The organism is Clostridium sp. AF15-41 (genome assembly GCF_003604095.1).
Classification (GTDB): domain Bacteria; phylum Bacillota; class Clostridia; order Lachnospirales; family Lachnospiraceae; genus Coprococcus.
Map to the genome: position 1 here is coordinate 103,785 of NZ_QTMQ01000007.1, position 15,104 is coordinate 118,888.

General features: G+C 42.0%; 11 protein-coding genes and 1 riboswitch. Of the genes, 4 read left to right on the forward strand and 7 right to left on the reverse strand.

Going from position 1 to position 15,104, the window contains the following annotated elements; genetic code table 11:
* The first annotated feature begins 6 nt into the window (after positions 1–6).
* Positions 7–137: riboswitch (SAM riboswitch) on the forward strand.
* Positions 138–287: 150 nt separating this feature from the next.
* Positions 288–1,475, forward strand: coding sequence for a methionine adenosyltransferase (metK, locus tag DWW43_RS06940; protein ID WP_119963120.1), 1,188 nt, complete (start codon positions 288–290; stop codon positions 1,473–1,475).
* Between the two features lie 327 nt (positions 1,476–1,802).
* Here metK and DWW43_RS06945 read toward each other — a convergent pair whose 3' ends face one another.
* The 6 genes from DWW43_RS06945 to DWW43_RS06970 form a co-directional block, all read right to left on the reverse strand.
* Positions 1,803–4,169 (reverse strand): cadherin-like beta sandwich domain-containing protein, encoded by a 2,367-nt coding sequence (locus DWW43_RS06945; RefSeq protein WP_165853033.1) that lies wholly within the window; start codon positions 4,167–4,169, stop codon positions 1,803–1,805.
* Between the two features lie 33 nt (positions 4,170–4,202).
* Positions 4,203–6,278 (reverse strand): cadherin-like beta sandwich domain-containing protein, encoded by a 2,076-nt coding sequence (locus tag DWW43_RS06950; RefSeq protein WP_119963122.1) that lies wholly within the window; start codon positions 6,276–6,278, stop codon positions 4,203–4,205.
* A gap of 177 nt (positions 6,279–6,455) precedes the next feature.
* Positions 6,456–7,757 carry a UDP-N-acetylglucosamine 1-carboxyvinyltransferase gene (locus DWW43_RS06955; protein WP_119963123.1) on the reverse strand — a complete coding sequence of 434 codons (1,302 nt, stop codon included), beginning with the start codon at positions 7,755–7,757 and terminating at the stop codon, positions 6,456–6,458.
* A 137-nt stretch (positions 7,758–7,894) separates the two neighbouring features.
* Positions 7,895–8,308 carry an aspartate carbamoyltransferase regulatory subunit gene (locus tag DWW43_RS06960; RefSeq protein WP_008400467.1) on the reverse strand — a complete coding sequence of 138 codons (414 nt, stop codon included), beginning with the start codon at positions 8,306–8,308 and terminating at the stop codon, positions 7,895–7,897.
* A 13-nt stretch (positions 8,309–8,321) separates the two neighbouring features.
* Positions 8,322–9,236 carry an aspartate carbamoyltransferase gene (gene pyrB, locus DWW43_RS06965; protein ID WP_008400466.1) on the reverse strand — a complete coding sequence of 305 codons (915 nt, stop codon included), beginning with the start codon at positions 9,234–9,236 and terminating at the stop codon, positions 8,322–8,324.
* Between the two features lie 65 nt (positions 9,237–9,301).
* The gene (locus tag DWW43_RS06970) at positions 9,302–10,234 is read right to left on the reverse strand and encodes an ornithine carbamoyltransferase (RefSeq protein WP_044944652.1); all 933 of its coding nucleotides are present in this window, start codon (positions 10,232–10,234) and stop codon (positions 9,302–9,304) included.
* A gap of 384 nt (positions 10,235–10,618) precedes the next feature.
* Between DWW43_RS06970 and DWW43_RS06975 the strand changes: the two genes are divergently transcribed.
* Both DWW43_RS06975 and DWW43_RS06980 read left to right on the forward strand, forming a co-directional pair.
* The gene (locus DWW43_RS06975) at positions 10,619–11,176 is read left to right on the forward strand and encodes a DUF4234 domain-containing protein (protein WP_119963124.1); all 558 of its coding nucleotides are present in this window, start codon (positions 10,619–10,621) and stop codon (positions 11,174–11,176) included.
* Between the two features lie 9 nt (positions 11,177–11,185).
* On the forward strand, positions 11,186–11,563 hold the full coding sequence (locus DWW43_RS06980; RefSeq protein ID WP_119963125.1) for a DUF2752 domain-containing protein: 378 nt from the start codon (positions 11,186–11,188) through the stop codon (positions 11,561–11,563).
* Between the two features lie 50 nt (positions 11,564–11,613).
* Here DWW43_RS06980 and DWW43_RS06985 read toward each other — a convergent pair whose 3' ends face one another.
* Complete coding sequence (locus DWW43_RS06985) at positions 11,614–12,534, reverse strand: DMT family transporter (protein WP_119963126.1); 921 nt, start codon at positions 12,532–12,534, stop codon at positions 11,614–11,616.
* A 311-nt stretch (positions 12,535–12,845) separates the two neighbouring features.
* On the opposite strand from DWW43_RS06985, the gene metG reads away from it, so the two are divergent.
* The gene (gene metG / locus DWW43_RS06990; RefSeq protein WP_008400458.1) at positions 12,846–14,882 is read left to right on the forward strand and encodes a methionine--tRNA ligase; all 2,037 of its coding nucleotides are present in this window, start codon (positions 12,846–12,848) and stop codon (positions 14,880–14,882) included.
* Positions 14,883–15,104: the final 222 nt, after the last annotated feature.

The window sequence follows — 15,104 nt, forward strand, 5'->3', positions numbered from 1 at the left end:
TAAATGCTCTTATTCAGAATGGTGGAGTCATAAGGGACTGTGAAGCCATGGCAACCCCGGAACAGGTGAAAGAAATACCTGTATGGAAGGTGCCTTCCTGAGCGAGTCTGTAATATGCAGACGTCGAACAATGAGAGGTTTGATTTTATCAATCCGCTCAGAGCGGATTTTTCTTTTGCCTAAAATCAGGTAGAGACGTCCTGTCTGAAAAAAAGAAAAATCAGAAAGTCATGTGAACGAATACGCATGGCTATAGCTATAGACAGTATTTATACAAGGAGGAAATGATGGAAAAATTATTATTCACATCAGAATCAGTAACAGAAGGTCATCCGGATAAAATCTGTGACCAGATTTCAGATGCGGTATTGGATGCGTTGATGGAACAGGATCCAATGAGCCGTGTGGCTTGCGAGACATCTATTACAACAGGTCTTGTACTTGTAATGGGTGAGATTACAACAAAAGCATATGTAGATATTCAGAAGATCGTTCGTGAGACGATCCGTGAGATTGGATACGACAGAGCAAAATATGGATTTGACTGCGATACCTGCGGTGTTATCACAGCAATTGACGAACAGTCAGCAGATATCGCAATGGGTGTTGATAAGGCGTTAGAAGCAAAAGAACATCTGATGAGCGATGATGATATCGAAGCGATCGGTGCAGGAGATCAGGGTATGATGTTCGGATTTGCAACAAATGAGACCCCGGAATATATGCCATATCCGATTGCACTTGCACATAAGCTTGCAAGAAAGCTGACAGAAGTAAGAAAGAACGGAACACTTTCATATCTTAGACCGGATGGTAAGACTCAGGTAACAGTAGAGTACGATGAGAATGGAAAAGCAAAGAGGCTCGATGCAGTAGTTCTTTCAACTCAGCATGGCGAGGAAGTATCACAGGAACAGATTCACGAAGATATCAAGAAGTATGTATTTGATCCGGTTCTTCCTGCTGATATGGTAGATGAAGATACTAAGTTCTTTATTAATCCGACCGGAAGATTCGTTATCGGCGGACCGAATGGTGACAGTGGACTTACAGGACGTAAGATCATCGTAGATACTTATGGCGGATATGCCCGTCACGGCGGCGGGGCTTTCTCAGGAAAGGATTGCACAAAGGTTGACCGTTCAGCAGCATATGCAGCAAGATATGTAGCAAAGAACATTGTAGCAGCAGGACTTGCAGATAAATGTGAGATCCAGTTGTCTTATGCGATCGGTGTTGCCAGACCTACATCTATCATGGTAGATACATTTGGAACAGGAAAGGTATCCGATGAGAAGCTGGTTGAGATCATTCGTGAGCATTTCGATCTTCGCCCGGCCGGTATCATCAAGATGCTTGACCTCAGAAGACCAATCTACAAGCAGACAGCAGCATACGGACACTTTGGAAGAACTGACCTCGACCTTCCGTGGGAGAAGCTCGACAAAGTTGATATGCTAAAGGCATATTTATAAAAGGTATAGATAAAAAGCCTGTCGGAAGTTTGCAGCTCTTGAATAAGGTTTATAATCACGTTTGCTTGTTTAATATTGACGCTATTGTAAAAATAAAAATAAGACCTGACAGAGTTTGTTATTTCTGATTAAGGTTTCATAATCCATAGTGTAGCCGACTGAGTTTCATTCAATTTTGTGCCATGTCGTCGCCGCAAAAGTTTTTATCGCGGCAGAGACATGTGCATATAAAATTGAGTGAAACAAAGGTAGGCAAACGTGATTAGAAACCTTAATAAAGAATAACAAACAATTCTGGTCAGGTCTTATTTTGCTATTATTAAAATCTTATTTTTCCTTTTTATCCTCCGGTGCGTTCTGCTTGATCGGCTTGAACTGTAAGGAACCGGCATTCTTCTTAGGATCTTCATGGTTGATGATCGCTTCGGCCATGTTGAATACCTCTGACAGGTCTGCGGTATTCATAGATGAATACTGAGCAGCTTTCTTCACGATCTCTTCTGCCGGTGTTAATTCCTGTTCCTTCTTTGCACCAGCACTTAATCTGGTAGATGTAATGTTTTCTGCCTTGGTAGCAGGTTCTGCTTTTAATTCCGTCATTCCATCGTGAGTAGCAGCGGCTGTTTCTTTTACAGAAGCATTTGCATCCGGTTTAGGCTGTTCTGCCTCAGTGGTATCTGTAGCAACCGCTTCCTCTGTTGTAGCCTGTAAATCGGTCGTATCTGCTTCAGCAGGTTCTGTTTTGGCCTTAATCTCAGGGATCGAAGATGCCTCAATAGAATCCTTGTCAGAAGACTCGTTTAAGACAAGCTGTTCGGAATCTTCGGAGCTGTCTGAATCCGCAGTATCGTCTATAGTGTCTGCTTTAGCAGAGTCATCCATAATTTCTGAGTTGTCTGCAACGTCGGTAACACTACTGGTTTCTGATGTCTCAGAATCAACATTTGCATCATCGGCATCATCTGTGGTATCTGCCTCAATATTATCGTCGGTATCATCTGTGGCATCTGACTCAACACTATCGCCGGCATCATCTGTGGCATTTGCCTCAACACTATCACCGGCGTTATCAATAGCATTTGCATGAATATCTTCGTTGGCATTAGATTCGACATTATCGCCGGCGTCGTCTATAGCGTCAGTATCAATATCTTCATCGGCCATTTTATCAGGATCGTTCGGATCATCCGGCTCATCGTCTTCAGGCAGACCCTTTCGGATCACACGTACAAGCATGCATGCAAGGATGATGATAAGGAAGAACATAACTACAACGACAATGATGCAGATTGTCAGAACCTTATCCTTATGCTGGTCGAAGAATGAACCGTTTGATGCAGCTTCTTCCTGCTTTTCCGTTACAGGATCTGCATTATATCGGACAAATGTTTTCTCAACTGTATCGTATCTGTACCAGCTTGGGTCAGAATCCGGACTCATAGCATATACCAAGATAACTTCATCATTTTCTGTTACATGGTAAGCAGTAACGGTGTTTCCACCAAAATCATAAGAGAATGAGCTGTAACCTTCCGGCTTGCTTACGTTGTCAGATGGTTCCAGAATAATAAAATTCTTATATGACGACTGCACATTGATCAACGGAACTGCTGTTTTTGCATTCAGATCAATGATGTACCATGCCCCGTTTTTTCCATCTTTATCCGTCAGATATGCACATTTGATCTGACCATTAGGAGAAGTATATAAGATTACATCGGCGCCATCAAATTTTTCTTTTGATTGGGCAAACCCTTCAGGGACACTGATCTTGCTATAATCCTGAGAGAAATAATAATCGGTTCCGTTTACATTGATAACAGCCCGTGTATCAACGATTTCCTCAACATTTACCGTAAGATCATAAATGTGGGTGTCGCCTGTCTCGGCGGTAACTTTTATCGTAACATGTGCCTGCTTGCCCGGTTCGAAGTTCTCGTTTCCGTCAATAGATACAGATGATTTGGAATCTTCCGGTAAAGCATTGATGGCGAGACTTGTTGTTTCACCCGGAACAGTTGTCTCATATGAATATACATCCTTTGAAAATTCCGGCTTTAATTCGCCCGGTGTGATTTGAAGGGATGAAAGGAAACAATTATCGGACATTTCTTCGGTTGTCTCCTCGGAAGTTTCTTCGGTGCTTTCTGTAGATTCTCCGCTTTCGGTACTTCCGGCTTCGGTGGAACCCTGTTCTTGTGTAGTTGCAGCCTGAGTGGTGGAATCTCCACCGTTGTTGCCGCTACCTGCTGCTGTTACAGTGATCGTAGCACCGGCATTTGAGACAGAGCAGCTTTCCTCACCCCAAGTATATACGTCTGAGCTTCCTGTACCTACATAGGAAGAGCCGCTTGCGATAGCAGAAAATGTAAAGCTGTTAGAAGCAGATTTGATATTTCCGTCACCGTATCCGGCACAGGAAATTGTACCGCCTCCGCCATATCCGTCACCGGAAGTGTATTCCAGAACGGAAGAATCATAGGACAAGCAATAGCTGTATGCACCCAGTGCTTCGGAGCAGCTTACTGATACGGTTACTGTTACCGAACCTCCCTTTGATACACTTGAAGATGAAAGGGAAATGGAGAACTGGGTAGAAGCGGCCTGCGCTTTTATCGCGTTTCCATACACAAAACAGCTGAGAGCCATGATTAGAACCAGAATCATCGCTGTACATTTTTTTAGCTTATTCATAGTAATATCTCCTATCATAACCTTGTAAAAGGCTTATTTTTGTGAAATCTTGGCAGCACCCATCAGGAATTTCTGAACCTTTAACAGATCCAGTGCAGAGAGACCGCCGCTTCGTTTGATATTGGCTGCCTGCAGGAATGCACCCTTTAATGAGGAGGCGCCGATGATATGTTTCTGAATCTTTAACAGATCCAGTGCATTGATCACACCATCACCTGTTACATCACCAAAGATAATAACATTATAAGTGCTTGTATTACCGGATACTGTGATCTTTACAATGTCACCTGTTCCGATCTTACCGGATGTCTTTTCCTTACCGGAAGCATTTGTAATGCTTATCGTTCCGTTTGTGCATCCTAGAGTTGACAGGAAAGAGGAGACAGTAGTTGATGGAGCTACTCCGCTGATTGTTTCGTCGGAGATGATGTAGTCTCCGTCAAATTCAGGATCAGATCCTCCGTTTCCGGTTGACTTACCGCGGACTATAGTTATGGTATAAGTTCGTTTTGCACCACTTTGTGCTGTAACTGTAACTTTAGCTGTATTTGTTCCCTTTGACAGGGAGATCTTTCCGGTTCCGGATACAGAAGCATGGCTGTTTACCGGGGTGGCGGAGATCTTAACCGAGGTTGTGTTCTCAGATACGATCAGGGAATATTTCTTTGTTGAGTTGATGGCAAAAGTCGGTGTCAGTGAATAATTATCGATCGTAAGAGACTTCAGATAATTATTCGGATTGCCGCTGTCTGCCGGTTTCCCCGTGTTTGTGTCCGGCATATCGGTATAGACCGGAATGCTGAAAGTGATCGCATCATTTAAGGTACCGGAGCCTGCGTAGGCATTAAATACTTTCGATGCTTCTGATGATACAGCCTGTACATTTGACATATATTGATGAGAGAACAGGTTGGATGTATTTGTAACGTTAAATTTTTGTGTATACAAAGTATTCTGTTTTTTCAAAATGTAGTTGTTGCCGATATACTGTGCGCCACCATAAATGGACTTGTAGACATTGTTCCATGGTCTTCCGTAGGAACCGCTGGTCGCTGCCCAGCGCAGAGCATTTGTTACAGCATTACCGCTGGCACTGTCATAGCCACCGATATTATAGAAGTTATAGATGCCCGGATATTTAGCGTGTTTTCCGTTAGTAACCGAGCTCAGGGATGAACCTACCTCTTGTTTGATACGGGACGCAATATGATATGGGCTGACACCGACTGCCTGCCCGGCTTTGATGATTAACTCGGAATATGTATAACTGTATCCGGATGGTTTGGACTTGTACATAAATGTACCGGAAAGAATCGATTCTACGCCGGATTTGGTCTGGGTATCTTCATATGAAAGATTTTCAAATGCAAATACAAAGCGCTCGTATAAGTAAGTTCGTGGATCCAGATAATAAGTGACAAAATCATTTGAAGCAGCAAACCAGTTCGAGCCATCGTAAGAGGACCATTTGTCCGTCTTGATGTTATATCCGACTGTGGTAGAACGCCAGTTATAATGAGGGGCTCCGCTGGTTCCCTGAACCAGATTTTTAATCTGGCCTGCTTTGTTGATCTCATTGTCGATAACCGTGTTCCAGTCTAATCCGGTCTGTATAGCTTTGAATGTCCAGTTTGGATGGAGGGCATGCAGATCACGAAGCTGTGGTTTATAGCTTTCCGGGAAGCCCTGTTTGGTCAGATATGCTTCAAAGTCGGAATCGGAACCGCCGGCACTTGCTGTTGTAGCTTCGGTATCCGATGAATCTTCTTTTTTCCCGAGGGTGATAAATGATGAAGATACATATCCGGTATAAGTTGTTCCGTTATATACCAGAGTAACCTTATACCAGGAACCGTTAGAGGTATCAACGACGTTTAATGCCTGCCCCCCATTTAACATAATGTTACTTCCGTTTTCCTGAACAGGATTTCCGCCGGGGGATTCTCTGAAGTAGACATTTGTACGTCCCTCGGAGATATATCCTTCCTTTCCGGCAGCATCGGCCATGCCGTTGTTTATAAATAAGCAGATCAGGAGACTGAAAATAAGTGCTGTAAGCAGAAACATACAGGTGTATCCCGATCCGGTATAAGACTTTTTGTTTGTCATGTGTATTCTCCTTCAGGGTTCAAAACATAAAAAGAACGCGAAAACGCTCTTGAAAAACAGTTTACCATAATCTGAAAAAAACAAAACCCTTTTTTCTCAAAAAACTATGAAAAATCGTAAAAAAAAATGGATTCTGCATATAAGCAAAATCCATTTTTGGGTATATCAGTAATCGGATTATCCGATTTTTAACTTGAACTTTTGAATGTCCTTTTCGGTATCTACTTTTTCAATCTTTGCGCCAAGACACTGAAGTTTTTCGTCGAATTTCTCATATCCGCGCTGGATATACTTGATATCGGATACAACTGAAAAATCATCGGCTACCAATGCGGCAATCACAAGGGCAGCGCCGGCTCGGAGATCAGGAGCGGCAACATTCGCTCCGGTGAAGGATTCGACACCATCGATAATAGCGGTATTGCCTTCCACACGGATATGAGCGCCCATTCTTGTAAGTTCCGCAACATATTTGAAACGATTTTCAAATATACTTTCGGTTACGATGCTTGTTCCGTTTGAAAGAGCCAGTGTAACAGCCATCTGTGGTTGCATATCAGTCGGAAATCCGGGATATGGAAGTGTCTTGATATTAGTAGACTTCAAACGTTTATCTGACATGACTCTTACAGAATCATCATATTCAATAACGTGAGCACCAATCTCGTTCAACTTGGAGGTGATAGCTTCCAGATGCTTTGGAATGACATTCTTGATCAGAACATTTCCTTTTGTTGCAGCAGCAGCTACCATAAATGTACCGGCTTCAATCTGATCCGGAATGATGGAATAAGTAGTACCATGAAGTTCTTTAACACCACGGATACGGATGACATCAGTTCCTGCACCTTTGATATTTGCGCCCATACTGTTTAAGAAGTTGGCAACATCGACAATATGTGGTTCTTTTGCTGCGTTTTCAATGGTGGTTTTACCTTCAGCGAGAACTGCAGCCATCATAATATTGATCGTTGCACCAACGGATGCAACATCCATATAAATATGGCTTCCAATCAGTTCTTCGGCATAAGTGGAGATAGTTCCATTTGTAATATCAACCTGTGCACCAAGTGCTTCAAATCCTTTTATATGAAGATTGATCGGTCTGGCTCCGATATCGCAGCCGCCGGGTAATGCTACCTGAGAGCGCTTATATTTTCCAAGCAGTGCTCCTAACAGATAATAAGAAGCACGGATTTTACGAATAAATTCGTCATCTACACATAGATCGCTGTTCGGATTAATGGAGGCTCCGCAGATAGAAACCGTGTGCTCATCTATGTAACGGACTTTTGCGCCGATACCTTCGATCGCCTGCAGGAGAACCCGTGTATCTCGGACATTTGGTACATTTTCTATTATAACTTCCTGGTCGGTCATAACAGCAGCAGCAAGAATACCGAGTGCCGCATTTTTTGCACCTGCAATTGTTACCTCTCCTTCAAGAGGCTGACCGCCTTTGATCACATATTGTTCCATACTAATTGCACCTCTAAATATTAATCAGCATATTTAAAAAGTCTGGTTATCGTGCCGGTGAGTTTTTTCGATGCATTACCGCACAGATAACTTCTAGATTATAGCATATTTTTGCAAAAAGTAAATAGTAAGTAAAATTATTTATCTGCTTCGCAATAAATACAACGATAAATCCTGTGTGCTCTGTCGGTAAGCTTGAATATGTGCTGGATACCCTGTTCCGTTGAGGTAATGCAACGTGGATTGGTACATTTCTTGATGCCTACCAGACGTTCCGGAAGTTCGATATTTTTCTTTTCTACCAGTTTTCCGTCGCGGATAATATTAACCGAGATATCCGGATCGATATAACCAAGGACATCAAGGTTGATGTCGATATCCTGATCTATTTTTAAGATATCCTTTTTACCCATTTTCTGGCTTTTGACATTTTTGATAATGGCTACGGAGCAGTCCAGCTTGTCGAGATGCAGGTCATTATAGATCTGGAGTGCCTTGCCTGCGGCAATGTGATCAAGTACGATACCGTTTTGAATACTGTCTATGTTCATCTGTTTGTACCTCCTATGCTAAACCAAGCAGTGTGGCAATTAATGCCATACGGACATATTTACCATTTAATACCTGACGAAAATAACATGCTCTTGGATCGTCATCTACTTCAACAGCAATCTCATTTACTCGTGGCAGCGGATGGAGGACACACATATCCGGACGGGCAAGTGCCATCTTGCTGTTATCCAGTATGTAAGTATCCTTTAATCGGATGTAATCTGCTTCGTTGAAGAAACGTTCTTTCTGTACTCTTGTCATATAGAGGATATCCAGTTCTCCGATCACATCCTCCATAGAAGAAACTTCCTTATAAGGTATATTATTCTTCTCGATCACTTCTGTGCGGATATAATCAGGAATTTTTAATTCATCCGGTGAAATAAGCACAAAACTGATATTTTCATAACGGGACATTGCTTTGATCAGAGAATGAACGGTACGTCCAAACATCAGATCTCCGCAGAAGCCGATCACAAGGTTGTCCAGTCTTCCTTTTTCACGTTTGATCGTTAAAAGATCAGCCAGTGTCTGTGTTGGGTGGTTATGTCCACCGTCACCTGCATTAATGATCGGTACATCGGATTTCATGGATGCAAGCATCGGAGCACCTTCCTTGAAATGGCGCATAGCTATGATATCTGCATAACAGCTTACAACCTTTACTGTATCACCAACGCTTTCACCCTTAGATGAGGATGATGAACTGGCAGAAGAAAAACCAAGTACATTACCGCCTAATTCCATCATGGCAGCTTCAAAACTTAAACGAGTTCTTGTACTTGGTTCAAAAAATAAAGTAGCGAGCTTCTTTCCTTTGCATAGCTCACTGTATTTTTCTTTATGATCAATAATATCCTGAGCAAGATTCAAAATGTGATCAAGCTCTTCCATACTTAAATCCATTGGATCTATAAGATGCTTCATGGCAGCCTCCTTACAAATTTGCTATCCACGATTATAGCACCTGCCTGAATGGCATGCAACCGGTTTTATGAATTTAAGAGTGTGTACATTACGGCCTTTTCGGCATGACGGCGGTTTTCTGCCTCGTCTAGGATATGGTCGAGGTTCTTATCTACGACATCCTGAGAGATCTCAAAGCCGACATGCATTGGCATATCGTGGAATACGATCGCTTTGCTGTCTTTTGTGAAGTCGCCGTTTAACTGGTAAGGCATCATTTTTGCAAGGGTTTCTTCCTTCTGCTTCTGGTAAGCAGGATTGTTAAAGAATTCCATATCTACCCATGTATCCGTGTAGAGGACATCCATCTTATTAGCATATTCTTTTGCTTCTTCCATAGACATAGAAGGATCGAGTTCGATGTAATGACCGCTTTTCTTTGCTTCTTCATAGAAATCAGGGCCGCAGGCTGTCTCATTTACAAGTGGGGTCAGTCCGTATAAAGTACCTTTCTTCATCTTGGAGAAGAATTCAACATGGGAGTTAAATACATTGTTCTTTGCGCCGATGTACATCAGATTGACATCCAGCGTTCCGAACTTCTCAAGAATAGTGAGGGCATCTGCAAGGATCTGGCAAGGATGGTAGGAATTGTCGCAGCCGTTGATAAACGGAACAGTTGCATTCTTGCCAAATAATTCAACAGTTTCATTCTTGATCAGACGTGCCATGATGATATCAACATTACGGCAGACATATTTGATCTCGGAAACAGGTTCACCAAGTACAAAGTTGGAATCCTTCCATAACTGGTTGTAGTAGGTACCGCCTAGTTCAGTAATGCCGGTTGCAAATGAAAGGAAGGTTCTGGTTGATGTCTTTTCAAATAAAGTATAAAGTTTCTTACCTTTTAATGATTCGCTGTACTTCTCCGGATTCTTCTTCATATCCAGAGCAAGGTTCAGGATATCCATCAGCTCATCTGCTGTGAATTCCTTGAAGTTTAACATGTTTTTCATATCTGACACCTCTTTAAAATAAATAGTATGTATCCGTCACTGCTTCGCATATATGCATAAATTATACAGAAAAAATGATATAAATCTGTATATCATAAAATGAAAAAGCAGGGCATATTTATAATATCATTAATGAAATAATAACAGAAAAACAAATTGTACCACGATATGTATTTTTTTTCAATTTTTTTGTATGCAATTGTTGGAATTTATTGGAATTTTGTCGGAATGAAGCAGAATAAGATACAAACTACGGAAGATTACGCAATAACATTGCCGAATGTGCAATATTTTTGTATAACTTCGTTGACAGTTGTTTATAAATATTTTATACTTTTTTTATTATGAAAGAGATGCGAAAGGCGCGTCGGCAAGGAGGAAAGTATGAAACAAAGAAGTATTGGCATGTGTATCTTATTGTCAATTGTCACCTGTGGTATCTATGGGCTTTATTGGTTTGTATGTATTACAGATGATACAAATGAGATGTCAGGCGAGAATGACTTGGCAGGTGGTGGAATGGCACTGCTGCTTACGATTGTTACCTGTAATATTTACGGATGGTACTGGGCATATAAGATGGGTGAAAAGGTCGATATCATCAAGAACAGAAACGGTATGCCATCAAGCAACAGTGGTATCCTGTTTGTAGTTCTTCAGTTTCTTGGACTTGGAATCATCAACTATGCATTAGCGCAGGATGCGGTTAACAAGTACAGCGGAACAACAGGATATAATCAGCCGTATAATGGTGGATATCAGAATCAGCAGTATGGAGCTTATAACCAGAATCAGCAGCCATATAACGGCGGTTACAACCAGAATCAGCAGCCATATAACGGCGGTTACAACCAGAATCAGCAGTATGGTGGTTACAATCAGGGCGGCAATAATCCATACAACAATGGAAATGATAATAACAACCCATATAACGGACAGTAAGAAACGTATATGAAAGAAAAGAAAAATCGTGTCCGAAAGATTATATATCGGGATGTCATTATCCTTTTAGCAGGAATCCTGTATGCGGCATTTGTCAGACTGACCGGTTTGGCGGTTCCCTGCATATTTCGGGTTCTGACCGGTTGGCAGTGCCCCGGTTGTGGGATAACCAGAGCGTGCCTGTTTTTATTAAAAGGAGAGATACGGACATCCTTTTCCTATAATCCGTTTTTGTACATTGCAGGACCATGTATCATATATCTGATAGTCAGGGGAGATTTGAACTATATAAAAAGAGATACATATCGGCTTGGTACAGTGGATACGGTTCTGATCTATATACTGATCGTAGCAGCGCTGATATTCGGCGTTGTGAGAAATCTATAAAAATAAAATGCCATATATCATCAGGCGAATTTGATGATATATGGCATTTTTTACTTGGCTTTTTCTTTATTTGCAAGGATAATGCCTACGCAGACAAGAACAAGTGCGACCAGACAGCGGATATTTAAGGCAGATGTTTCATGCAGAAGCAGAGCTGATAACAGTACGCCAAAGACCGGATTCGAGAAACCAAAGACGGCAATTCTTGATACCGGATTGTGCGCTAACAGCAGACTCCATAATGTATAGGCGCAGGCCGAGATGAACGCCATATAGAGCAGAAGTAGGACAGCAGGAGCAGAGCTTCCCGCGATATGTCCGCCTCCGGCCAGACCGCAGAGGATCATCACGAAGCCGCCGACAAAGAATTGCCAGCCACTGAGCAGAACAGGATTCTCCTTATCGGAAAAATATTTGATGATAACTGAAGAGAAAGCATAAGCCACTGTTGATAACAAGATGAAGCCTTCTCCGGTGAGAGAGAAATGCGCGTCTACACCATTTCCCAGATTGATGATAACAACTCCGATAAATCCGATCAGACATCCAAGCATCTTTTTGGATGTAACCTTTTCCATTTTAAATAACAGACCCGATACAAGGATCGCCAGAAAGACGTTTGCCGCTTCAATGATCGCTGCCTTGCTTCCGGTCGTATTTGCCAGACCGACGTAAAAGAAGACATATTGCAGGATAGTCTGGAACAATGACAGGATAAAGATACGTTTGATCGTTGCCCCGCTATGTGGGATCAAAGGCTTTTTATATATGAAGCTGCAGATAAGGATAACCATAAGTCCGGCGAGCAGAAAACGGATGCCGGCGAACAGGATCTGGGATGCGGTATCATTTCCGCCGATCGCAAACATACGGTAGCCTATCTTGATGCAGGGAAATGCACTTCCCCATAAGGCACAGCAGATGAGCGCAAATGTGATAACAACAGGTGTTTTCGTTAAAAAAATTTTCATGACAGAATAACCTCAATAATAAAAGTATAATTTTAAACAGTAACAGATGACGGCAGATCCGCAGATGTGTCGTGCGGTATTACATGATCGCACTGTTCGGACATACTATAGCACAAAAGAAATCCGAAAAAAAAGACATAATTTTATTTAGAGATGAAGGTTGCAAAAACTGTATAAAAACAAATGGAATCTGTTGACAATTTGCACAAAAAAGGCATATAATTTTTGTTATCTGGCCACATAAGATTGCCAGAAAAAATAGCGCAGACATTTCATTCGTGTTTGTAGTTTTATCAAGGAGGGTTTTTGAAATGGCAAAAAAACCGTATTATATTACAACCGCCATTGCATATGCATCAGGTAAACCTCATATAGGCAACACCTACGAGATCGTGTTGGCTGACAGCATTGCAAGGTACAAGAGATTCGCAGGATATGATGTAAGATTCCAGACCGGAACCGATGAGCATGGTCAGAAGATCGAGAACAAGGCTTTTGAGAACATGCAGACTCCAAAGGAATTCGTTGACGAGATTTCAGGCGAGATTAAGGATATCTGGGATCTGATGAACACATCTTACGACAAATTTATCAGAACAACAGATGCAGATCATGAGAGACAGGTTCAGAAGATTTTTAGGAAGCTGTACGATCAGGGTGACATATATAAGGGAGAATATGTAGGAAAATACTGTACTCCATGTGAATCCTTCTTTACAGATTCACAGCTTGTAGACGGCAAATGTCCGGACTGCGGAAGACCGGTACAGGAAGCAAAAGAGGAAGCATATTTCTTCAAACTCAGCAAATATCAGGACAGACTGATGAAGCACATTGAGCAGAATCCTGATTTTATTCAGCCGGAGTCCAGAAAGAACGAGATGATCAACAACTTCATCAAGCCGGGACTTCAGGATCTGTGTGTATCCAGAACATCCTTCAAGTGGGGCATCCCGGTTGATTTCGATGACAAGCATGTAATCTATGTATGGATCGATGCATTATCAAACTACATCACAGGTCTTGGATATGATGTAGACGGTAATAATGATGAATTATATAAGAAATACTGGCCGGCGGACTTACACCTGATCGGAAAGGATATCTTAAGATTCCATACGATCTACTGGCCAATCATGCTGATGGCACTTGGAGTACCGCTTCCAAAGCAGATCTTCGGACATCCATGGCTGATCCAGAATGACGGTAAGATGAGTAAGTCCAAGGGAAATGTAATGTATGCGGATGATATGGTTCGTCTGTTTGGTGTGGATGCAGTCCGTTTCTTCGTTCTGCATGAGATGCCATTTGAGAATGACGGAATCATTTCATGGGAGTTGGTTGTAGAAAGAATTAATTCCGAGCTTGCAAATACACTCGGAAATCTGGTAAATCGTACGATCTCCATGTCAAATAAATATTTTGGCGGCGTAGTTACGAATACCGGAGTAACAGAAGAAGTAGATGAAGACCTGAAGAACGTCGTATTAAACTGCCGTATTAAGGTCGCAGAATGTATGGATAAGTTAAAGGTTGCAGATGCGATCTCAGAGATTTTCACCTTATTCAAGAGATGCAACAAATATATCGACGAGACGATGCCTTGGGCACTTGCAAAAGATGAAACAAAGCAGGATCGTCTGAATACCGTATTATATAATCTGGTTGAGAGCATCGTGATCGGTGCGTCCCTTCTGGAGCCATATATGCCGGATACCTCTGTTAAGATCCTGAACCAGTTAAATGCTGCAAAGAGAAAGGTAACAGAGCTTGGAAGATTCGGACTTTACCCATCCGGAAACAAGGTAACAGAAACTCCTGAGATCCTGTTCGCAAGACTGGACGTAAAGGAAGTTATGGCAGAAGTTGCCAAGTTTGCACCTCCGGTAGAAGAAACTATCTACGAGAAAGCAAAGAAGCAGAAGGAAGAAAAAGAGAATTCCGAAGAAAAGAAGAAAATGAAACAGGCAGAAGCTAAGGTCGCTGCTTTGAATGCAGATCCTTCTGTATTAAATAAACAGCAGATCACCATTGAAGAATTCGAGAAAATGCAGCTGATGATCGGAGAGATCATTGCCTGCGAAGAAGTTCAGAATTCCAGAAAACTGTTATGCTCACAGGTAAAATTCGGTGAGAACAATGTAAAACAGATCGTTTCGGGAATCAAAGGCTTCTATACACCGGAGGAAATGGTTGGAAAGCGTGTTGTTGCGATCGTGAATCTGAAGCCATGTAAGCTTGCCGGAGTTGTATCGGAAGGTATGCTTTTATGCGCGGAAGATGCAGAAGGTAACCTGTCTCTGCTTACAACTGAGAAGGGCTTGCCGGGTGGTTCATTTATCAGCTAGTTTATAAAAGAAAGTCATAACGGATCACAGATGATATAGCAGAAGGTCAGCAGAATTTCCTGTTCCGCTTAGAGTAAAGCGTATGGAGCAAAAAAACGCTGTTCTGTGGGATATCGGCTGTGATCCGGTATGTGTTGCATAAAAAAATAAATCACAGGCTTACAGGTATGAAGTCGTTGATTTATTGGTAGGTCTATGATAGAATTTTAATGTCTGCTTATA